Genomic DNA, 22,787 nt, shown 5'->3' on the forward strand with positions numbered 1-22,787 from the left:
AATTATATAAAACAAAATGCCTCGAAATATCGAGGCATTTTGTTTTATATAATTTTGATAAACTTATTCCAATTCAAATTTGCTCTCCAAACCTTTGTCAGAGCTCCCTCCAACCATAATTCTGAAAGTCCCCTCTTCAACCAAATAATTTCCATCGTTATCAAAGAAACCTAATTCTTTGTCGGTTAGCATAAAAGTAGCAGTCTTAGTTTCTCCTTTTTTCAAGTCAATCAGTTCAAAACCTTTCAGTTCTTTTACAGGCCTAGCGAGACTAGCTACTTCATCTTGAATGTATAACTGTACGACTTCTTTTCCATCATAATTTCCTGTATTACTAACTTCGACAGAAATCTTGATACGTTCCCCTTTTGCAAAACTAGTTTTGTCTAGTTTGAGATTTTTATACTCGAATGTGGTATAACTCAACCCAAATCCAAACGGAAATTGTGGGCTGTTTTCTACATCACTATAATGTGACCAAAACACATTTTTTTCGCTATTTTTGGGCCTGCCAGTACTGTAATTATTATAATAAATCGGGCATTGACCCACGTTTCTCGGAAAAGACATCGGTAATTTTCCACTTGGATTGTAATCGCCATACAGTACTTGAGCTACTGCATTTCCGGTTTGTGTACCTAATTGCCATGCTTCAACAATTGCAGGAATGTTTTTTGCAGCCCAAGGAATTGCAAGTGGTCTACCGTTATTCAAAACTAAAACAATATTGGGATTTACTTTGAAAACTGCTTCTAATAATTCTTGTTGATTTCCTGTTAAATCTAGGTTGGTTCTACTGCGAGCTTCCCCAGATTGAAAACCATGTTCTCCTAATACCATGACTACAACATCGGCACTTTCCGCAGCTTTTTTAGCAGCATCAAATCCGCTAGTATCGGTTGTGTTAAAAACTAATTCTTCTACAAACGATGTTTTTCCAATGGTTAAATCAGTTCCTTTTTCGAATGTTAGTAGGTTGTCTTTGTATTGTTGCATTCCTTCGAGAACAGATACGGCGGTATTATCATCAGATGCAACTCTCCAACTTCCTAGCGGACTATTTTTATCATTTGCCAAAGCACCAATCAAAGCGATTTTTTGTCCTGATTTTTTTAAAGGAAGTATCGCCTCCCCTCCCGAATTATCGGAACTCCCCGAAGGAGAGGGAGCGTTTTTTAAAAGCACAATCGATTTTTTTGCCATTTCCAAAACGCCTTCATTGTTGGCTTGACTTCCTAGAGATGCTTTTTCGCGTTTTTCATCGCAATATCTATAAGGGTCATCAAACAAACCTAAATCAAATTTTACGCGTAAAATTCTGCGAACCGCATCATCAACCAAAGCTTCGTTTACTTTGCCCGATTTGACCAAATTAGCTAATTCTGACACATAAAAATAGGATTCCATATCCATATCTGAACCTGCTATAACTGCTTTTGTAGTGGCATCTTTACTGTCTGAGGCATAGCCATGTTTAATCATTTCACGAATTGAACCCCAATCTGAAACTACAAAACCATCAAATTTCCATTTTCCTTTTAGAATATCTCTTTGCAAAAAGTTATTTCCAGTAGCAGGAACCCCATTTAATAGGTTAAAAGCGTTCATAAAAGTTCGAACCCCAGCATCGGCAGCAGCTTTGAACGGAGGTAAAACAGTATTGTATAATTTAGAAATACTGACATCTACCGTATTGTATTCGCGTCCAGCTTCAACAAAACCATAGGCTGCAAAATGTTTGGCACAGGCTGCAATCGTATTTACTTTTGACAAATCAGATTTTGTATCGCCTTGAAATCCTGTAATTCTTACTGTTGCAATTTTGCTTCCTAAATAAGGATCTTCGCCAGAACCTTCCATAATACGACCCCAACGAGCATCGTTTACAATATCTACATTGGGACCAAATGTCCAATTTATTCCTGCTGACGAAGCTTCGTCTGCAGCTATTTGCGCTGATTTTTTTATGGCTTCCAAATCCCAACTTGCGGCTTCGGCTAGCGGAATTGGACTCAACGTTTTGAAGCCGTGAATTACGTCTAATCCAAAAATCAACGGGATGCCTAATCGGGTTTCTTCCACTGCAATTTTCTGCACGGCTTTTACTTTTTTTACGCCACTAACCGATAGCATAGAACCTACCCATCCTTTACGTAAATGATTGTATTTTTGTTCCGCATTGCCTCCTTTTGGTGCTGGCCCTGTCACTTCCCAAAAACCATTGTATTGGTTCATTTGCCCCACTTTTTCGGCTAGAGTCATTTGTTTTAATAACAAATCGATACGTTCCTCTGTTGGTTTATTTTTGTCTAAATAGGATTTGTCTTGTGCGTTTGTAATGCCAAAAGTTAATAGGGTATAAAACCCGATGAATAGTTTTTGTTTAAGGATCATTTTAATTCAAATTGAAATTATAGATAATCTTGCCTACTTGCTTTTCGGGCGCATCGCCACTGGAACTCCATTTGGTGTTCATAGCAGCCATTTTAGCTTGGTCTTTCAAGCATTTTGCAGTAATTGTAGTGCCTCTTATTCCCGCAACTGCATTTGTAGTATTTCCGTTTTTATCGACTGTAATCTCTACTACTACTACTCCAGTTTCGTTGCTGCAATCACTATTAGGTTTAGGTTTAGAAATCGCTTTTCTGTTTCCTAAAGAATACCCTGTTCCATTTCCTGAACCTCCGCCTGTTCCAGCACCATAACCACTTCCTGTTCCAATGCCATTACCAGTTCCATTTCCTCCGCCTGTTCCCCCACCAGAACCTCCAGTGCCGGAATAGCCGTTAGAGCCTAAACTTCCGTTTGCTTTTCCTTTGTTGCCCGCTGTTTTGTCATCGCCATCACCGCCTTTGTTAGAGCCTTTTAAAATACTCGATAAGGCATCGTTTGTATTGTTAGAAACCTTGGGTTTAACAACAACAGGTTTTGGTTCTTCTTTTACTATTGGTTTAGGGTTTAGCGGTTTTTCCTTTTGAGAAATCACGACACTTTCTTCTGAGGTGTTTTCTTGGGATAAAATAGCTTCTTCGGGAGTGTTTTTTGTTGTAGTTTGCTTGGCTTTATTCTGAACGTCTAAAACCTCACTTTTATAATTGGCTCCTGAACCTAAATCACTGTCTCCAAAATTGATGCTAACGCCACCGCCACCTCCACCACCAGTTAATTCTTCTAAGTTTGCAGGAGGCCAAAAGCGAATAAAAAATAAAATCAATAATAGTGTTCCAAATAATAAAGTGGAAATAAATAATGATTTTTTTTGATCTGATGAATCTGTAAAACTCATTGGTAATGGATTAATCTGTTTAGATTTAATTTATCGAAGCTTTGCTTCGTTTTTTTTTGCCACGGATTTCACGGATTTTCACAGGTTTTAGGATTGTAAAAATTTGAGTAATTAGTGTTATGCAAAAAACTCCTTGCTTTGCCTCGAGAAAGTTTATTTGTGCTAATTCTAAAAACGTCGAAATGTACTAAAAATTGTTGTTAAATTAAATGTTTACACTTTACTTTTTAAGCTTATTTTTAATCCCAAATAACCAATAGTTCCCGCTACTAAAGAGGATAGTATAATTACAAATTTTGTGTTATTGATAATGGTTGCGTCTTCAAAAGCTAACAGCGTTACAAAAATAGACATTGTAAAGCCAATTCCACCTAAAAAGCCAACGCCAAGGATTGATTTCCAATTTAAGTCAGATGGAAGTTTGCAAACCCCTAATTTAACAGCTAGTAAACTAATCGCAAAAATCCCTAAAGGCTTACCCACAATGAGTCCTGTAGCAATTCCTATGCTATAATGCTCCGTTAGAATTTCTCCTAAATCTCCGTTTAAACTAATCGCGGTATTGGCGAGAGCAAACAAGGGAAGTATAAAAAAAGCTACTGGCTTGTGTAAAAAATGCTGTAAAATATAAGAAGTTGACTTTTCGTCTCCATTTCCAAACGGAATGGCAAAAGCTAATAAAACACCTGTTACTGTTGCGTGAACACCCGAATGGAGCATGAAATACCACATGAGAATTCCTCCGATTAAGTACGGAATTAAGTTTCTAACTTTTAATCGATTAAGAATAACTAAAAAGCTAAAAATCCCCAATGAGATTAAAAGGTTTGTCCAAAGTAAAGTTTTGGTGTAAAACACAGCAATGACTAAAATAGCTCCCAAGTCATCAATTACCGCTAAGGCTGTTAGAAATATTTTTAGAGAAACAGGAACTTTTTTTCCTAATAAAGACAAAATCCCTAATGCAAAAGCAATATCAGTAGCCATTGGGATTCCAGCTCCTGATTGAGTTGTCGTTCCAAAATTAAAATATATATACAGACCTGCTGGGACTAACATTCCGCCCAAAGCTCCAAAAAAGGGTAAAAGAGATTTTTTTATATTTGATAGTTCTCCAATGTACATCTCTCTTTCTAATTCTAAACCAATGAGTAAAAAGAATAGGGTCATTAACCCATCATTAATCCAGTATTCGATGGATTGACCTTCAAAATTGGTGTGCCAAAAATGAAGATAAGTAGTGCCAAAGACAGAATTAGCTATAACTAATGAAATTAAGGTACAGGCTAGTAAAATTAAACCAGCTGCTTTTTCGCTTTCGAAAAATTCATCGAATAATTTTGACAATTTTCTGTCTTGCCATTTTTTTTTCATAACGTTTTTTCATAAATTATCCCAGAAGAATGATCTTCTTTGGCGCCAGTAACACTGCTTAATACATTAATCTCGTTGCGTATTTTTAAAACCCCAAGCAGCGCAAATATTAAGGCTTCTTTATATTCTAAAATGGTAGTTTCTGGAATTATAATTTGCATTTTGGGCTTATAAAATTGTATTCTTTCTATTAAAAAGTCATGATAAGCCCCGCCACCGGTAATAAGTATTTTGCTTTTATTGTTGGGCAAAACAAAAGCAATTTGCTGGGCGATATGTTCTACGAAAGTAGCTTTTTTATCCTCAATTGCAATTTCATATTTTTCTATTAAAGGTAAAATAATAGTTTTTACAAATTCAAAACCTAGTGATTTAGGAAATGCTTTTTGATAATAGTCTAAAGCATTTAGATCTTCTATTAGTTTGGTGTTTATTTTCCCTGAACGTGCTATTTTCCCTTTGTCATCATAATCAAATCCTAATTGATTGGCATAATAATTCAAAACGGTATTCACGGGCGAAATATCAAAAGCAATACGTTTGCCTTTTTCTTCAAAAGAAATATTCGAAAAGCCACCCAAGTTCAAACAATAATCATATTCCGAAAACAAAATTTGATCTCCAATGGGTACCAATGGCGCGCCTTGTCCGCCCAATTGTACATCTTGAACTCGAAAATCACAAACAATGTTTTGTTTTATCAGTGTAGCGATTTCGGGTAAATTACCAATTTGTAAGGTGTGCCCATTTTGGGGTTGGTGCAAAATAGTATGTCCGTGTGAACAAACCGCATCAAGAGCATCGATTTTGTTTTTTTTTATAAAATCAGTAATAATTTGGGCTAGGAGTTTGGTATATTCTTGATTCAGGTTGTTTAATTCCGATTCCGAAAAATTAACAGCCAGTTTTAGATTGTTTATCCAGGAATTTGTGTACCGAATAGTTTCGCATTCTAAAATAGTAAAGTCCCATTTTTTAGTATCGATTGTAAAATGTATGTGTGCTAAATCGACGCCATCCAAAGAGGTTCCAGACATCACTCCAATAACATTATAATGCTCTTGCTTCATTGTTCAAATTTACAATCCGAAATTTACAATTTTAATATTATTGTGATTCTTTTTATACTATTTTTATAAAATAAACATTTATACGCTATAGCTATGGATTTTAGTCTAACCGAAGAACATTTGATGATTCAACAAGCCGCACGTGATTTTGCTCAAAACGAATTATGGGAGGGAGTAATTGAAAGAGATGAAAAACAAATTTTCCCAACCGAGCAAGTCAAAAAAATGGGACAACTCGGCTTTATGGGTATGATGGTAGATCCAAAATACGGAGGAAGCGGTTTGGACACCATTTCGTATGTTATTGCTATGGAAGAAATCTCTAAGGTAGATGCTTCGGCTTCGGTGATTATGTCAGTTAATAATTCGCTTGTTTGTTGGGGTTTGGAAGAATTTGGAACCGAAGAACAAAAACAAAAATGGTTGCCGCTTTTGGCTTCAGGCGAAATTCATGGCGCTTTTGCCTTGAGCGAACCCGAGGCTGGGAGTGATGCTACATCCCAAAAAACTACCGCCATCGATATGGGCGACCATTATTTGGTTAATGGCACTAAAAACTGGATAACTAATGGCAACACGGCTTCTTTTTATTTGGTGATTGCGCAAACCGATGTTGAGAAAAAGAGTAAAGGAATCAATGTTTTGATTATGACGCGAGATATGCCTGGCTTCACGGTGGGGCCCAAAGAACAAAAAATGGGTATTCGAGGGTCTGACACCCATTCTTTACTTTTTAATGATGTGAAAGTACCCAAAGAAAATAGAATAGGAGAAGAAGGTTTTGGTTTTAAATTCGCTATGAAAACTTTAGCAGGGGGAAGAATCGGTATTGCTTCCCAAGCTTTAGGAATTGCCTCCGGCGCGTTTGAATTGGCTTTAAAATATTCGAAACAAAGAAAATCTTTTGGGACTGAAATTTTTAACCATCAAGCCATTGCTTTTAAATTGGCTGATATGGCAGTAAATATTGAAGCTGCCCGTCATCTTTGTATGAAAGCAGCATGGGACAAAGACAATCATAAAAACTATGATATGAGTAGCGCTATGGCAAAACTATATGCATCACAAGTGGCGATGGATACTGCTGTCGAGGCAGTTCAAATTCACGGCGGAAATGGCTATGTAAAAGAATATCATGTAGAACGCATGATGCGTGATGCCAAGATTACTCAAATATATGAAGGGACTTCTGAAATTCAGAAAATTGTAATCTCTCGCGGTTTGATTTCATAAATAATTGTAGCCTATTTCATGAAAAAATCTATTCAAAAGTTAGTGCTAAAATCTATTCAGAAATCGATAGGTTCTTATTTCAATATGGCTTCATTCACCCATCCAAAATGGGTCGCAAAAAAGGGATTTGTTCTGTTTTGTAGCCCAATGTCACCAAAGTTAAAAAAGCATCAAAGTGATTTTCTAGCCACAGGAAAAGATAGTCTTTTAGATTTTGAAACTAAAAAAATACAAACCTATAAATGGGGAACTGGATCTAAAAAAATCCTTTTGATACATGGTTGGGCAAGTCATTCTTTTCGCTGGAAAGCCTATATTGAACAACTTGTGTCACATGATTTCACAGTTTATGCTTTTGACGCCCCCGCCCACGGATTGTCAGAAGGCAAAATTTTACATGTAGTTTTGTATAGTAAAGTAATGGATTTGTTTTTAAAACAAAACACCGATATAAAACATATTATGAGTCATTCTATCGGTGGATTTGCTACTATTTATTGGCTTTTTCAAAATAAAGAAAACCCTATTAAAAATGTTGTAATTATGGCTGCTCCGGGCGAAGCTGATGATTTTTTTAATTTTTATCAAGCAACTTTAGGACTGTCTAATCGAACACGTCGAATTATCAAAAACAGGTTTATCGAATTATTAGAACAGGAACCTAATTATTTTTCTACTGTTTCATTTGCAAAATCTTTAGCTACTAAAAGTTTGATTATTCATGACAAAGAAGACAAAGACACTGCCTATCAATATTCTGTTGCCCTACACGAAAATTGGAAAGAAAGTAAATTAATTTTAACCGAAGGTTTAGGGCACGCCTTAAAAAGCAAAAAATTACAAACAGAAGTGATACAATTTTTATTAGAAAATTAAATAGCTAATATTTTTTTTTCGGACAAAACAGAAATAAACTACCTCGGGGCAGAGCCCCTGGAGGTATTAAAAAAAAACAAAGATTTCACAAATTTGCACAGAAAAATCTGTGTTAATTTGTGAAATCTGTGTCAAAAAATCGAAGCAGAGCTTCGAGAAATTAAACCTAAAGAGATTAAATTTTTTTACCAAAATCAGTATATTTACCCAAATATTCTGAATTATGTCCGAAGAACTGAAATATTGGTATTTGCGCGATCATAAATTGTTTTGGACATTGAGTATGTCTCAAGTTAAGCAGTTGTGCATCATCACAGGGTTTAAAAAAGCCAAAAAGGGGATATTATTTACTTTTCTTCTTCTGATGTGCCTCGTATTTTTTTTACTTAAAAAAGGAAATATATAAATTGTTGAAGTCTATGAAGACGGCAACGAAACCATCAAAGACATCATTCAAAAAGGCGATTTGTTTGGCGAATTGACATTGGAAAACGATAGAAATTCAAACGAATACGCCAAAGCACTTACCGATGAAGTGGCAATTTGTAGTTTCTTGATGTCGGACTTTGAGAATTTAATGTTACAATATCCTAATTTGGCATTGACCTACACCAAGTTTGTTGGGTTAAAAATGAAACGCATCAAAAACAATTATTCGAATTTGATGTCTAAAGATGCCAAAACCCGTTTGAATACTTTTATCAAGGAATGGGCAGAAAAAGAAGGCAAGAAAGACGGAAATAAAGTCACTATCGAAAACTACTTAACCCAAGCCGATATCGCCAAAATCATTGGGACATCCCGCCAAACGGCAACCCAATTGCTCAATGAAATGGAAGAAAAACAACTGATTTTTTACACCAGAAAAGAAATTTTGATTGATGATATTACGAAGTTGTAAAGCTTTCAGGCTAAAAGCACATCCATAATCAAGTCATAAAAAATTATGCATTTATGAATTTAAATCAAATAACAGTTCCTGTTCTAGATGTAGAAAAAGCCATAGTTTTTTATGAAAAACTGGGATTAAAATTAATCGTTTGTTCTTTGCCTCATTATGCCCGTTTTGTATGTGAAGACGGGAATACAACTTTTTCCCTGCATCAAGTACCACAATTGCCAAAAGGAGAAGGCGTTTGGGTTTATTTTGAACTCCATAATTTGGAAGATAAAGTATCTGAATTGCAACAAAAAGGAATTGTTTTTGAAGCACTTCCTGCCGATCAGCCTTGGTTGTGGCGAGAAGCAAGACTGAAGGACCCAGACAATAACCAAATCATCTTATATTTCGCAGGCGATAATAGGGTAAATCCACCTTGGAGAATTGAATAATATCTCAATCATTTCAATTGAAAATTTGTAACTTTAAACAAACAAATGCAATGAAAAATCCAATCCCGATAGACCGCACTGCAATCCTAAAAATATACAAACCCATTGATGCGCAAACGCACAAAGGCATTCAGGGTCACGCTTTGTTAATTGGTGGCAGTTATGGCAAAATTGGAGCGATGGTTTTATCCTCGAAAGCGTGTTTGAAAACTGGTTGTGGATTGGTCACCGTATTTATGCCGCGATGTGGTTACGAAATCCTTCAAACTGCCAATCCAGAAGTGATGGTTTTGACCGATGTTCAAGAAAAATACATTTCGAAAATAGAATTTGATTTCGTGCCCAAAGCCATCGGAATTGGACCCGGTCTAGGGCAGGAGTTGGAAACCCAAAATGCATTTCACGAATTTCTGACTAATGACAAAACGACTTTAGTTATTGATGCTGATGCGCTGAATATTTTGTCCCAAAACAAACAATGGATTTCGTTGTTGCCTCATAAAACCATTCTTACGCCACACCCAAAAGAACTAGAACGACTTATAGGGAAATGGAATTCAGATGCCGAGAAATTCGAAAAAACGATCGCTTTTTCAAAGTTGCATCAACTCATCATAGTGATGAAAGGCGCCCCAACATTTATAATTGACGGTGAAATAGTATATGAAAACACCACCGGAAACGCCGCTTTGGCAACAGCTGGAACTGGCGATGTTTTAACCGGAATGATTACTAGTTTGTTGGCGCAATCTTACGAACCCATTGATGCCGCAATTCTGGGTGTTTACCTCCACGGATTGACTGTCGATATAGCCTTGCCCGAAACGGGTTATCAATCCTTTGTCGCTTCGGATGTTATCGCGAATATTGGAAAAGCGTATTTGAGTTTGGAGAAATAAATTAATTGAATCACACCCAACGGGTTAGTATTGACAAACTTTAAAAAGATATTTGTTGGATTTTTTGTCATTTTCATCGGTTCTATTCCGTTGGGCTATTTGAATGTGATTGGTTTTGATATCTATAATAAACAAGGGCTTCAGCCAACATTTTTTACTTTTTTGGTGTTATTTCTATTGAGCTTTTTGTTATTTATTTCACCCTAATTTTTGCCAATAAATTAACATCCAATAAATAGCTAACCAAATATATTGAAGGATTTTCGGTGATTTTCATTTTTACGTTGGCCTATATTTTATACTTAAGTGAAGCCTCAGAGACAATTTATGTTGCCAAAATTCAGTACTCACCATTTGTTTTAGGAATTGTATTGTGTGGCTTGAATTTTATTCAAATTCCTTTTTGGACCAGTTGGAACCTCTATCTTTTGAATGGAAATTACATCGAAGTTTCCAAATCAAGAAAATATTTTTATTTTTTTGGGACTGTTTTTGGGACTTTTGTGGCATGTTGGTGTTAATTCTTTCGCTTCATTATTTTGCTACAAACGTTAAATTTTTAGCCCAATAACTCCTGTAAATCATTATTTCGTTAGTGTTTGTGGGACTTGGAATTTTTCAGGCTATTAAATTTTATAAGAAGTATTGGAAATAAGAAACAATTCTTTTGTTTTAGTATCTTTACGACTATAAATTTAGTACATGAAAAACATCATCATTACAGGAACTTCTCGAGGAATAGGTTATGAATTAGCCTTGCAGTTTGCCAATGCAGGACACAATGTGTTAGCTATTTCCAGAAAAACGCCTCAGGCACTTATCGAACATCAAAATATTAGCTGTCTTTCTGTCGATTTGTCTGACGAATCTGAAATCAAAAAGGTTAAAAATTTCCTTTCACAATCCTGGGCAACAGTAGATATAATCATTCACAATGCCGGAAGTTTAGTATTCAAACCTTTTGCTGAAACTACTCAAACTGATTTTTCAACTATTTATAAAGTCAATGTTTTTGGCGTTGCCAATTTAACTCGGGTTTGTTTGCCTTATTTACAAAAAGGAAGTCATGTAGTAACCATCAGTTCGATGGGAGGTATACAGGGAAGTCTTAAATTTGCGGGATTGGCTGCTTACAGTTCGAGCAAAGGAGCTGTAATTACCCTTTCGGAACTCTTAGCCGAAGAATACAAAGAAAAAGGAATTGCGTTTAATGTTTTGGCTCTTGGCGCTGTTCAAACCGAGATGCTTGAAGAAGCATTTCCGGGGTATGAAGCGCCAATTTCGGCTGTGGATATGGCCAATTATATTTTTGATTTTGCGTTGACTGGAAATAAATATTACAACGGAAAAGTGTTGCAGGTTTCATCAACTAATCCTTGATTAAAGTTTCAAAAATCAAATCACACAAAGATGAAACAACAAGACGCCATACAATTATTCGAAAATAAAAAAGTAAGAACGGTTTGGGATTCCGAGCAGGAAAAATGGTTCATTTCTATTATTGATGTGATTGCCATTTTGACCGAAACCGATAGGCCAAGAAAATATTGGAGCGATTTAAAGTCAAAGTTAAAAAAAGAAGGAAGTGAGTTGTCCGAAAAAATCGGACAACTGAAAATGCAATCATCTGACGGGAAATTTTACAAAACAGATGTCGCTGATACAGAACAGCTTTTTCGATTAATTCAATCTATTCCTTCTCCAAAAGCAGAACCATTTAAACTTTGGTTGGCACAAATTGCATCCGAAAGATTAGACGAAATGCAAGATCCTGAACTCACTATTGATAGAGCTTTAGAGCAATATCTACAATTGGGATATTCTGAAAACTGGATAAATCAGCGTTTAAAAAGTATTGAGATTAGAAAAGAACTCACTGACGAATGGAAAAGTAGGGGTTTAAAAGAAGGACAACAATTTGCAACTTTAACAGATATTATTTCAAAATCTTGGTCTGGAAAAACGACCAAAGAATATAAAGTTTTGAAAGGGTTAAAAAAAGAAAATCTTCGGGACAATATGACAAATACCGAATTAATATTAAATATGCTAGCCGAAGCATCGACCAAAGACATATCACAAGCAGTAAATCCTAAAACTTTTGAAGACAATAAAAAAGTGGCAAAACAAGGCGGTAATGTTGCCAAAGTTGCAATGAAAGAACTCGAAGCAAAAACAGGCAAAAAAGTGGTTACAGAATTAAACGCCAAATCTTTATTGGAATCTAACAAGAAAATTGATAATTGAGCGAAACCCTATCAAAATACCTGCCAGAACATTCTGTAAAACCAGTTTTTGAATTGATTGTAGCCAATCAAGTGCATCTTAAAATCGTTAATGAACGGGTAACTCGTCACGGCGATTATCGTATGGGGATGAGTGGAAAACACGAGATTACCGTTAATGCTAATCTAAACAAATACCGATTCTTAATCACCTTAGTTCATGAAATAGCTCATCTGGCTGCTTTTGAAAAATTTGGGCCTAGTATAAAACCCCACGGAACGGAGTGGAAACTCACTTTTCAGCAATTGATGTTGTCTTTTATTCGACCAGAAATATTCCCACATTCGGTTTTGTCCTTGGTTGCCAATCATTTTAGAAACCCCACTGCTAGTAGCGATACCGATGCCCGTTTGGCTTTTGCCTTGAAACAATTTGACGAACGAAAATCAGATATTTATTTCATTCACGAAGTGCCCAGCGGCAGTATGTTTCGAATTAAAAACGGACGAATTTTTCAAAAAAACGGACTTCGTGTTAAACGTTACGAATGTTTAGAAATCAAAACGGGAAAATTGTATTTGTTTAATGCTAATGCTGAGGTAGAAATTATACCAGGTTAATTCCATTTGACTTTACGAAATCGTTATTGATAGAAAGTAATAGGTATTCTGTGATTTATTTCTATTTTATTGTGTTTATATAAATATATTTGCACTGACGATTGAAAGATGGTAAATAAAAAAAAATGAACAAAGATTATTACGCAATTATAATGGCTGGTGGAGTAGGGTCTCGATTTTGGCCAGTAAGTACCACCGAATTTCCTAAGCAATTTCACGATATGTTAGGTTCTGGACAAACTTTAATTCAGAAAACCTTTACTAGATTATCACAATTGATACCCGTTGAAAATATTCTGATTTTAACTAACGAAAAGTATAATAATCTGGTTTTAGAACAATTGCCAATGGTGAAACAAGAGCAAGTGGTATTAGAGCCAGTATTGCGAAATACTGCGCCCTGCATACTCTACGCATCGTTAAAAATTAAAAAACAAAATCCAAATGCTTTTGTTGTTGTAGCGCCAAGTGATCATATTATTGACAATGAAAAGGCATTTACGGATGATTTAGAGCGTTGTTTTGATTTTTGTTCCAATGAAAACGCCTTGATGACCCTAGGAATTCAACCTACTTTTCCAAATACTGGTTTTGGGTATATCGAATATGATAAAACGGATACTAATCCAATCAAAAAAGTAAGTCAGTTTAGAGAAAAGCCAAATCAAGAGACAGCAGAATCATTTCTAAAAAGTGGAAATTTTCTTTGGAATGGAGGAATTTTTATTTGGAATATAGCATCTATTGTTGAGGCTTTTGAAAATTTTCAACCTCAAATGAATGCTTTGTTTTTGAAAGGTTGGGATAGTTATAATACACCATCTGAAAAAGAGTTTATAGAACAAAACTATACCAGTGCCGAGAATGTTGCGATCGATTATGCGATAATGGAAAATGCTCAGAATGTTTATGTTCTCCTTGCTAGTTTCGATTGGAATGATTTAGGAACCTGGGGTGCTCTATATGAAAAATTGGATAAAGATGAAAATAAAAATGCAGTGGTCAATGCAAGTGTTTTATTGAACAATTCTAGTAGTAATGTAATTTGTACTTCAAAAGATAAATTAGTAATAATTGACGGACTAGAAGATTTTATTATAGTCGATAAAGACAATGTTTTATTAATATATCCTAAAAAGAAAGAACAAGATATAAAAGGCATAGTAAGTCAACTCATAAAACAATAAAAATAAAAAAAGCGAAATTTTAATATTCACTTTTTTTATCCCTTCAAATAAGCCTCTCTAACTTTTTTAAATAAATTAGAAGAGTATACAAATTCGACAACAGCTTGGTTGTCAGCGATAAAAATTTCTTTTTTTGTCCCTTCCCAGGCTTTTACACCATTTTTTAAGAATAAAATTTTATCTCCAATCTCCATCACCGAATTCATGTCGTGGGTATTGATTACGGTGGTTATATTATACTCTTCGGTAATTTCGTGAATAAGATTATCTATCAATGTGGCAGTATTTGGATCTAATCCTGAATTGGGTTCATCACAAAACAAATACTTAGGATTGTTGACTATTGCACGAGCAATAGCAACTCGTTTTTGCATTCCACCCGATATTTCCGAAGGTAATTTATGGTGAGCATCAATTAGATTCACTCTTTTAAGTACAAAATCTACTCGGTCTTGAATTTCTGATTTAGAATTTTCAGTAAACATTTTAAGCGGAAAACCTACGTTTTCGGCAACGGTCATGCTGTCAAACAAGGCACCTCCTTGAAAAACCATTCCTATTTCGGTTCGAAGTTCTCTCTTTTCGTCTGCTGTTAATTCAGAGTATATTCTACCGTCAAACGAAATTGTTCCTACTTCAGGTGTGTGAATTCCCAACAAACTTTTTAACAACACTGTTTTTCCAGAACCACTCTGGCCAATAATTAGATTTGTTTTACCTGTTTCAAAAAGAGTAGAAACTCCTTTTAATATACTGTTATCATTAAATGATTTTTCTAAGTTTTTTACTTCTATCATTGTGTTAAAAGTAATTGAGTTAAAATATAATTTGTCAAAATAATCATAACCGATGTCCAAACAAAAGATACTGTACTGGCTTTACCTACTTCTAAAGCCCCACCTTTCATATAATAGCCATGAAAAGAAGGTATAGTGGCGAGTAACAAGGCAAAAACAAAAGTTTTTATAAAGGCATAAACGACATGAAACGGGATAAATTCTTGTTGTATACCACCTATAAATTCAGCACTTGTTCCAAATCCACCATAAACCGCTGCAAACCAGCCACCAAATATGCCAAGAAACATGCTAATTCCAATAACAAAAGGGTATAAAAGGACGGCAATTAATTTTGGAAATACTAAATAATTAAGAGAGTTAACACCCATGACTTCTAAGGCATCAATTTGTTCAGTAACCCTCATTGTTCCAATACTGGATGTTATAAAAGACCCCATTTTTCCGGCCATAATTACCGAGATAAAAGTGGGTGCAAATTCTAATATTACAGATTGTCTTGTAGCAAAACCAATCAAATATTTTGGAATTAATGGATTGGTTAAGTTCAATGCGGTTTGTATGGCTACAACGCCTCCAACAAAGAATGAAATAAAGGCCACAATACCAAGAGAATCAATAATTAAATCATCAATTTCCTTGAAGATAAGACCTCTCATTACAGACCATTTGGTAGGTTTGTTGAAAATTTCTTTCCACATTAAAAAATATTTTCCTATCTGCGATAAATAGCGAATGAGCATGATTTTTTAAGTATTCAGTTAACAGTTCTTAGTATTCAGTTGCAAATATAGGTATGCAAAAATACTCTATTTTGTTGAAATTATAGACGTTGTTTTATTTACAAAAGGATAAATTTTTGAAACAATTTCTCTTTCATCTTCCTAAAGCGATATTTTCTTATGAATGAGGCTTGTTCCTCGGTAACTAACAGTGGTTTTTGTGCTGATTTTGCTTTACAAAAACCTTGTAAATAATCTATAAAAAGCAAAGGTCTCTTTTTCATCATGGCCAATTTTGCCGAAGCAATGGCAGTAATCAAAATACCATACCCTAGGGTGTAAAAAGCTTCACCCTGTTTGAAACGTGCTGCTTTGTTGTAATTTGCTCCTGTTGGTTTTAAATGCTTTACGATTAAAGAAGAATCAGTAACCACTTTCCAATTATAAAATTTCGCTAGTAATTCGTCTACTGTGTCCCAACCCATAGCGGGTTTTAAACCTCCAATTTGTTTAAAAGTTTCTTTTCTATAGGCTTTGAGTGCGCCTCGTATGTGATCTTTGTCGGTCAGGTTTTCTAGAATCCAATCACCATTTTTTTCGATATAACAAAATCCACCCACCATTCCAACTTTCGAATCCGATTGAAAATGTTTAATGATAGTTTCGAAATAATTGGAAGGAAAAATCAAGTCGGCATCCAGTTTTACGATGATATCGTAATTATTGTCCAAAGTTTCAAATCCTTTATGAAAGGCTTGAATGACTTTGCTTCCTGGCAAATGAACCGCACTAGAGGTTTTGTTTACCAAAGAAATAAAGGAGTGTTCTTTGGTAAAAACTGTAACTATTTTGGCTGTTTTATCTGTTGAATTATCATTTACAACCACTACTTTTTTGGGCAAAACTGTTTGTTCTACTAATGATTGTAATGTCAAAGCAATAAATGCTTCCTCGTTATAGGCAGGTATGACTATATAGTAATTCATATTCTCGCAAAGTCGCATTTTATTTTTTAACTTCTTCAAACTTCCTGCTTCAAACTTCAAACTCTTTCGGCATAAACGATATAATATCTAGGCGTAAAATATCGCAACAATGGACGAAAACCAATTTTTTTTACAGGATGGGTAAATTTTTCTCTATCGATGATTTTCCAACCTGTTTTTTCTAATAACCAGTCTAATTGCCAATCTTCAAATTCATGGTAATGCCTGTCCCACATATCGGTTTTACTGCGATACGCAGGAGAAAACCACAATCGTAGCGGGATGGATATCAATAATTTTTTTGATTTAATCTCATTTAAAACAGTGTATGGATTTAGTAAATGTTCAAAAATTTCGAATGCTGTAACCACATCATATTCTTCTACTTTTAAGGCAGTTTGATCCACATCGATGTCTTCGCCAATGGTGTTTACCACTCGATAGCTATTTTCTAACATTATCTTAGAAAATGGATTTGGAACACCCAAATCAAGGATGATTTCAGAGGTAGAAATGTGTTTTTTTAAAAAATATAAGGTGTATCTAAACCTTTTATTGGGAAACGTTTTTTCGTACATTGTCATTGAGAGGAACGAGGCAATCTCTCGTTCTTTAGTTTATTTGATTTTAAAAATTAAGGTTCAAAATTCTCATTTATGATAACTTTAAACCTTAAGCTTTAAGCTTTTAATTTTTTAATATTTGTAGACGAAAGCATTAATATTCATACCTGCACCTACAGATGCAAATATAATAACATCTCCTTTATGTAATTCTTGATTTTCTATTTTTCCTTGAATTAATAAATCCAAAAGGGTAGGTACAGTTGCAACGCTACTATTTCCTAACTCGTGAATACTCATGGGCATGATATCTTTAGGAACTGGTTTTTCATACAACTTATAAAAACGATTAATAATGGCCTCATCCATTTTTTCATTAGCTTGGTGAATAAGAATTTTTTTCACATCATCTATCCCATACCCGCTTTTGTCTAAACAACTTTTCATGGCTGCAGGCACTTCGATTAGTGCAAATTCATAAATTTTACGACCAAACATTTTGATGTATTTAGTGTTAGGATCTAAGTCTTGATTGTATGATTTTCCATAAAACAAATACCCAACTTCGTCAACAGTAAAAGTGGCACTTTCATAAGATAATAATCCGCTCTCATCATCTGACATTTCTACAATTGTTGCACCCGCTCCGTCTGAATAAATCATAGAATCTCTATCATGCGGGTCTGTAACTCTCGAAAGGGTTTCGGCTCCTATAACCAAGCATCGATTTGCCATTCCTGATTTGATAAATGCATTGGCTTGTAACATCCCCTCGATCCATCCAGGGCAACCAAAAAGGATGTCGTATGCCACACATTTTGGATTTTTTATTTGCAATTTGTGTTTCACCCTAGAAGCTAAACTCGGAATTATATCCGATTGGATTGTCCCATATTTCACATCACCAAAATTATGTGCAAAAATGATATAATCGATGGTTTCTGGGTCAATACCTGCGTTTTCGATTGCTTTTTGAGAGGCTAAAAAGGCTAAATCAGAAGTGTTTTGGTCTGGATCGGCATAACGCCTTTTTTCAATTCCAGTTATAGTCTTAAATTTACCTATTACAACCTCATTTGTATGACCAAAAGGTGTTCCATTGTCATTCAAAAAAACATGTTTACTAAAGTCTGTATTGTCAACAGATAGTTCTGGAATATAACTTCCTACACCTGATATTTTTATTTTCATTCGTTTTCTATTGAAGAGCTAGATTATTTTATACTTGAAAAATAAATGTAGCAATAAAATTTAATAGGCATGCATACAATTTAAAAAAATATCAATTTTCGGATACTTTTTTGTTTTTAAAAAGGTTTTTGAGCTATTTTAATTTGCATAATTGTTGCAATGCTCAAAGCTTGTGTTTTTATTTTTTCAGCATTTTTTCCAACAAAATTTTCGTCAACAGTAGTAAAAAAATGATGGAGCCAAATTTTGAACAATTCAGGATTTAGAGGCTCTACTTTATTAATATTCAAATGAATATCGGTTAAGTTATTAGTGTAACCTCCAGTTCCGAGTATGGTTTGGGACCAAAAAGCTACAAGAATTTGTAAGTGTTCTTCAATTTTTATATTAACGACATCTGTAAAAATATAGCTAATAGAATTGTCGGTTAAAAGTTTTTGTAAAATTCGTCTACTAATAGGTATAAATCGTCTTGGTTTTGAATGTCGTTCATTTTAAATTAGTTACCATTGTCTTATAAAGGTTTTACCGAAGAGCAACTGGTTAAATTTGGAATATGTATTTCACAATTAACTTTCCATATACGCCTCAATTGGTGCACAAGTACACACTAAATTACGGTCTCCAAAAGCGTCATCGGCTCTACGAACACTTGGCCAAAATTTGTTTTCCGCTATATAGTCTAGTGGGAAAGCAGCTTGTTCTCTGGTGTATGGAAAATTCCAAATATCGGCAGTGAGCATCGCTAAAGTGTGTGGAGCATTCTTCAAGATATTATTTTTATCTTCAAGTGTTGCAGCCTCAATTTCTTTTCGAATCGAAATCATAGCATCACAAAAACGGTCTAATTCTTCTAGATTTTCACTTTCGGTAGGCTCAATCATCAAGGTTCCTGCCACAGGGAATGAAACCGTTGGCGCATGAAAACCATAATCCATCAATCGTTTGGCAATATCAGTAACTTCGATGCCGCGTTCCTTGAATGGGCGACATTCTAAAATCATTTCGTGAGCGGCTCGACCCATTTCGCCAGAATACAAAGTGTCATAATGACCATTTAGCTTTTCCTTGATGTAATTGGCATTTAAAATCGCAATTTTTGTTGCTTCGGTAACACCTTCAGCTCCTAACATCGAAATGTAACCATACGATATTAAGCATGCCAAAGCCGAACCCCAAGGAGCAGCCGAAATTGCTGTTATGGACTGTTCACCTCCTGTTGGAATAACGGGATTTGTTGGTAAAAAAGGCACTAATTGTGGCGCAACACAAATAGGACCAACACCTGGCCCTCCGCCGCCGTGAGGGATAGCGAATGTTTTATGTAAGTTTAAATGACAAACATCTGCGCCAATGGTAGCTGGATTGGTTAATCCTACTTGAGCGTTCATGTTGGCGCCATCCATATAAACCTGACCTCCGTTATCGTGAATGATTTGTGTGATTTCTATGATGGTACTCTCAAAAACACCATGAGTGGATGGATAAGTTACCATCAAACAAGATAAATTTGCTGCGTGTAAAATTGCTTTTTCTCTTAAATCTTCAACATCAATATTTCCGTTTTCTAATGTTTTGGTTACCACGACTTGCATTCCCGCCATGGCTGCCGATGCAGGATTCGTTCCATGTGCCGAAGATGGTATTAAAGCAATGTTTCGGTGATGATCCCCGCTTGATTGATGATAAGCCCGAATAACCATAAGTCCTGCATATTCTCCTTGCGCACCAGAATTGGGCTGTAACGTAGTCCCTGCAAAACCTGTAATTACATTTAATTGTTGTTCAAGTTTAGATAACATTTCCTGATATCCTTGAGCTTGATCTAATGGCGCAAACGGATGAATATTGTTCCAAAGTGGGTTGCTTAATGGTAACATTTCGGCTGCTGCATTCAATTTCATGGTACAAGAACCCAACGCAATCATAGAATGATTTAAAGCTAAGTCTTTTCGTTCCAGTATCTTGATGTAACGCATCAAAGCAGTTTCTGAATGGAATTTATTAAACACTTCGTGTTTTAAAAAGCTGGATTTTCTTTCTAAATTAACTGGAAAATGGTTAGTTTCAGTCAGTTTTTTAATTGAGTTTGCCTGTTTGTTGTTTGCATTTGCAAAAACAGATAGAATTTTATTTATATCAGCAATATTGTTAGTTTCATTCAATGAAATAGAAACTGTATTTTCGTCAATATAGTAGAAATTGATTTGGCTTTCTTCGGCAATTAAGCGAATTTTTTTGGCGTCTGTTTTGACAATAATAGTGTCAAAAAAAGCAGTGTTAATTTGTTGAATCCCCAATTTTTCTAATTCATTCGCAAGTGTAGCAGCCAAAGCATGCACTTTATTTGCAATATATTGTAAGCCTTTTGGTCCATGATATACGGCATACATACCAGCCATAACCGACAACAATACTTGAGCAGTACAAATATTTGATGTTGCTTTATCCCGTTTGATATGTTGTTCACGAGTTTGTAAAGCCATGCGCAAAGCTCGATTACCATCAGTATCTACTGTTACCCCAATAATTCTTCCAGGCATGCTTCGTTTATACTCATCTTTGGACGCAAAATAAGCGGCATGAGGCCCGCCATAGCCTAATGGAATTCCAAAGCGTTGTGTTGTTCCAACGACTACTGCAGCTCCCATTTCTCCGGGAGGTTTAAGTAGTGCAAGACTCAAAATATCAGCAGCTACGGCAACTTTTATTTCATTTGCAGTTGCTTTTGCTATAAAATTGCTATAGTCAAAAACTTGCCCAAATTTACCAGGATACTGGAGTATGGCTCCGAAAAATTCAGTTGAAAAATCAAAATTTTCATGATTTCCAACTACTAATTCCACACCAATGGGAGTAGAACGAGTTTGTAAAACCGATACCGTTTGAGGTAAAATTTCCTCTGAAACGAAAAATTTACAAACATTATTCTTTTTTTGATCACGGGAACGAACATCAAATAATAAAGCCATCGCTTCTGCGGCAGCCGTACCTTCGTCAAGAAGTGAAGCATTGGCAATTTCCATTCCGGTTAATTCGATAACCATAGTTTGGAAATTTAAAATGGCTTCTAAACGACCTTGAGCAATTTCAGCTTGATAGGGTGTATAAGCGGTATACCATCCCGGATTTTCGAGAATATTTCTTTGAATTACCGCCGGAACAATAGCTTGGTTGTATCCCAAACCTATGTAGGATTGAAACATTTTGTTCTTTGATCCTAATTGCGAAATATGATTAAGATACTCATATTCTGTCATGGGAGGATCTAAAACTAAAGGTTCTTTTAGCCGAATGTTATCAGGAAAAGTTTCATAAAGCAACTGATCGATAGATTCAACACCAACGGTTTTCAACATATGTTGAATTTCGTTTTCTCTAGGTCCAATATGTCTTAAAGCAAAAGCATCTGTTCTCATGTATCGGTAAAAAAGAAGTAATTTTTTAAAAGTGCAAATTTATGGATTATAATCATAAAAAATAGTTGTTCAAACTGTTCATTTTAATGAATCTTTCAACTAAAATCGTTAGTTGTTAACAGTGTTGGTTATTTTTGTAAAATGAAAATTTTAAAAAAAATAATAGATTTTTATATTGACGCGAGTATTCACGTGGCTTTTTCTTGTTTTTCGTTCGTTCAAATTACCTTTTTAAGTTTCCATATTTCAGAAAGTAAGGCTGTTTCTTTTTTTGCCTTTTTTGGCACTATTGTAGGTTATAATTTCGTGAAATATGATGTTTTGGCTAGAATCAAAAAAGCACAAATGCGAAAGGAGCTTAAAGCAATTTTAATTTTGAGTGTTGCCTCATTTATTGCTGTTGGTTTTTGTTTTTTTCAATTAGAACGAATGACTCAATTTGTTTCGATTTTAATACTATTTCTGACTTTATTATATACACTTCCGTTTTTTCCAAACAAAAAAAATGCTAGAAATTGGGCGGGTGTTAAGATTTATATTGTGGCTTTATGTTGGTTAGGAGTGACGGTTTTTTTACCTCTTTTGAATGCTAATTTCCCACTTGATTTACATGTTTATTATTATGGAATTCAAAGGTTTATTCTAATTTTTGTACTTGTTTTGATTTTTGAAATTATTGATTTATCCAATGACGATCCTCGTTTGCAAACTGTTCCGCAGCAAATAGGAGTGAAGCGAACTAAAAATCTGGGATATATTTTATTGACAATTTTTTGCGGATTAGCGTTTTTAAACAGCAATTACAATGATAACTTTCAATTACTACCATTGATTTTTGAAATTGGTATTGCCATTGCCATTGTTCTTTTTTTGGCTTTCGCCAATGAAAAACGTTCTAAATATTACACTTCTTTTTGGGTGGAGAGTGTCCCGATTTTATGGTGGCTAATTACTATTTACTTTCAAAAATATCATATTTAGTGAATGTATTCACTGAAAAACATAC

General features: G+C 35.0%; 21 protein-coding genes. 10 read left to right on the forward strand and 11 right to left on the reverse strand.

Features of this window, described 5'->3' with window-relative positions:
- Positions 1 to 63: 63 nt before the first annotated feature.
- The 4 genes from bglX to ACKVOD_RS10530 all read right to left on the reverse strand — a co-directional run bounded on the left by bglX (position 64) and on the right by ACKVOD_RS10530 (position 5,730).
- Positions 64 to 2,394 (reverse strand): beta-glucosidase BglX, encoded by a 2,331-nt coding sequence (bglX, locus tag ACKVOD_RS10515; protein ID WP_409209422.1) that lies wholly within the window; start codon positions 2,392 to 2,394, stop codon positions 64 to 66.
- 1 nt (position 2,395) lies between these two features.
- The gene (locus tag ACKVOD_RS10520) at positions 2,396 to 3,286 is read right to left on the reverse strand and encodes an energy transducer TonB (protein ID WP_409209423.1); all 891 of its coding nucleotides are present in this window, start codon (positions 3,284 to 3,286) and stop codon (positions 2,396 to 2,398) included.
- A gap of 213 nt (positions 3,287 to 3,499) precedes the next feature.
- A complete protein-coding gene (gene nhaA / locus ACKVOD_RS10525) occupies positions 3,500 to 4,660 on the reverse strand; it encodes a Na+/H+ antiporter NhaA (RefSeq protein ID WP_409209424.1) in 1,161 nt (386 codons plus the stop codon).
- Positions 4,657 to 5,730, reverse strand: coding sequence for an anhydro-N-acetylmuramic acid kinase (locus tag ACKVOD_RS10530; protein ID WP_409209425.1), 1,074 nt, complete (start codon positions 5,728 to 5,730; stop codon positions 4,657 to 4,659). Before ACKVOD_RS10530 ends, nhaA begins: the two co-directional genes overlap by 4 nt.
- Before the next feature lie 93 nt (positions 5,731 to 5,823).
- Between ACKVOD_RS10530 and ACKVOD_RS10535 the strand changes: the two genes are divergently transcribed.
- From ACKVOD_RS10535 to ACKVOD_RS10575, 9 genes are all read left to right on the forward strand, one after another.
- Positions 5,824 to 6,963, forward strand: a complete 1,140-nt coding sequence (locus tag ACKVOD_RS10535; protein ID WP_409209426.1) for an acyl-CoA dehydrogenase family protein — start codon at positions 5,824 to 5,826, stop codon at positions 6,961 to 6,963.
- Positions 6,964 to 6,981: 18 nt separating this feature from the next.
- A complete protein-coding gene (locus tag ACKVOD_RS10540) occupies positions 6,982 to 7,839 on the forward strand; it encodes an alpha/beta hydrolase (RefSeq protein WP_409209427.1) in 858 nt (285 codons plus the stop codon).
- 406 nt (positions 7,840 to 8,245) lie between these two features.
- Positions 8,246 to 8,740, forward strand: coding sequence for a Crp/Fnr family transcriptional regulator (locus ACKVOD_RS10545; protein ID WP_409209446.1), 495 nt, complete (start codon positions 8,246 to 8,248; stop codon positions 8,738 to 8,740).
- 53 nt (positions 8,741 to 8,793) lie between these two features.
- Positions 8,794 to 9,171 carry a VOC family protein gene (locus tag ACKVOD_RS10550; RefSeq protein WP_409209428.1) on the forward strand — a complete coding sequence of 126 codons (378 nt, stop codon included), beginning with the start codon at positions 8,794 to 8,796 and terminating at the stop codon, positions 9,169 to 9,171.
- Positions 9,172 to 9,221: 50 nt separating this feature from the next.
- Positions 9,222 to 10,070: an NAD(P)H-hydrate dehydratase gene (locus ACKVOD_RS10555; protein ID WP_409209429.1), complete on the forward strand. Its 849-nt coding sequence runs from the start codon at positions 9,222 to 9,224 to the stop codon at positions 10,068 to 10,070.
- 702 nt (positions 10,071 to 10,772) lie between these two features.
- Complete coding sequence (locus ACKVOD_RS10560; protein ID WP_409209430.1) at positions 10,773 to 11,450, forward strand: SDR family NAD(P)-dependent oxidoreductase; 678 nt, start codon at positions 10,773 to 10,775, stop codon at positions 11,448 to 11,450.
- Positions 11,451 to 11,480: 30 nt separating this feature from the next.
- Positions 11,481 to 12,317 carry a Bro-N domain-containing protein gene (locus ACKVOD_RS10565; RefSeq protein ID WP_409209431.1) on the forward strand — a complete coding sequence of 279 codons (837 nt, stop codon included), beginning with the start codon at positions 11,481 to 11,483 and terminating at the stop codon, positions 12,315 to 12,317.
- The gene (locus tag ACKVOD_RS10570) at positions 12,314 to 12,916 is read left to right on the forward strand and encodes a SprT-like domain-containing protein (protein ID WP_409209432.1); all 603 of its coding nucleotides are present in this window, start codon (positions 12,314 to 12,316) and stop codon (positions 12,914 to 12,916) included. The genes ACKVOD_RS10565 and ACKVOD_RS10570 overlap by 4 nt, the downstream gene beginning before the upstream one ends.
- A 125-nt stretch (positions 12,917 to 13,041) precedes the next feature.
- On the forward strand, positions 13,042 to 14,103 hold the full coding sequence (locus ACKVOD_RS10575; RefSeq protein ID WP_409209433.1) for a mannose-1-phosphate guanylyltransferase: 1,062 nt from the start codon (positions 13,042 to 13,044) through the stop codon (positions 14,101 to 14,103).
- Between the two features lie 35 nt (positions 14,104 to 14,138).
- On the opposite strand, the gene ACKVOD_RS10580 is transcribed toward ACKVOD_RS10575, so the two are convergent.
- From ACKVOD_RS10580 to gcvP, 7 genes are all read right to left on the reverse strand, one after another.
- Positions 14,139 to 14,900: an ABC transporter ATP-binding protein gene (locus ACKVOD_RS10580; RefSeq protein WP_409209434.1), complete on the reverse strand. Its 762-nt coding sequence runs from the start codon at positions 14,898 to 14,900 to the stop codon at positions 14,139 to 14,141.
- Positions 14,897 to 15,643 (reverse strand): MlaE family ABC transporter permease, encoded by a 747-nt coding sequence (locus tag ACKVOD_RS10585; RefSeq protein ID WP_409209435.1) that lies wholly within the window; start codon positions 15,641 to 15,643, stop codon positions 14,897 to 14,899. Before ACKVOD_RS10585 ends, ACKVOD_RS10580 begins: the two co-directional genes overlap by 4 nt.
- 98 nt (positions 15,644 to 15,741) lie before the next feature.
- Positions 15,742 to 16,608, reverse strand: a complete 867-nt coding sequence (locus ACKVOD_RS10590; RefSeq protein ID WP_409209436.1) for a glycosyltransferase — start codon at positions 16,606 to 16,608, stop codon at positions 15,742 to 15,744.
- A gap of 56 nt (positions 16,609 to 16,664) precedes the next feature.
- Positions 16,665 to 17,186, reverse strand: coding sequence for a methyltransferase (locus ACKVOD_RS10595; RefSeq protein ID WP_409209437.1), 522 nt, complete (start codon positions 17,184 to 17,186; stop codon positions 16,665 to 16,667).
- Between the two features lie 117 nt (positions 17,187 to 17,303).
- Positions 17,304 to 18,362, reverse strand: a complete 1,059-nt coding sequence (locus ACKVOD_RS10600) for a 3-oxoacyl-ACP synthase III family protein (protein WP_409209438.1) — start codon at positions 18,360 to 18,362, stop codon at positions 17,304 to 17,306.
- A 116-nt stretch (positions 18,363 to 18,478) separates the two neighbouring features.
- On the reverse strand, positions 18,479 to 18,652 hold the full coding sequence (locus ACKVOD_RS10605; protein WP_409209439.1) for a hypothetical protein: 174 nt from the start codon (positions 18,650 to 18,652) through the stop codon (positions 18,479 to 18,481).
- 279 nt (positions 18,653 to 18,931) lie between these two features.
- Positions 18,932 to 21,781 carry an aminomethyl-transferring glycine dehydrogenase gene (gcvP, locus tag ACKVOD_RS10610; protein WP_409209440.1) on the reverse strand — a complete coding sequence of 950 codons (2,850 nt, stop codon included), beginning with the start codon at positions 21,779 to 21,781 and terminating at the stop codon, positions 18,932 to 18,934.
- A gap of 141 nt (positions 21,782 to 21,922) precedes the next feature.
- On the opposite strand from gcvP, the gene ACKVOD_RS10615 reads away from it, so the two are divergent.
- The gene (locus ACKVOD_RS10615) at positions 21,923 to 22,762 is read left to right on the forward strand and encodes a hypothetical protein (RefSeq protein WP_409209441.1); all 840 of its coding nucleotides are present in this window, start codon (positions 21,923 to 21,925) and stop codon (positions 22,760 to 22,762) included.
- Positions 22,763 to 22,787 lie beyond the last annotated feature (25 nt).

The organism is Flavobacterium sp. (genome assembly GCF_046155325.1).
Lineage (GTDB): Bacteria > Bacteroidota > Bacteroidia > Flavobacteriales > Flavobacteriaceae > Flavobacterium.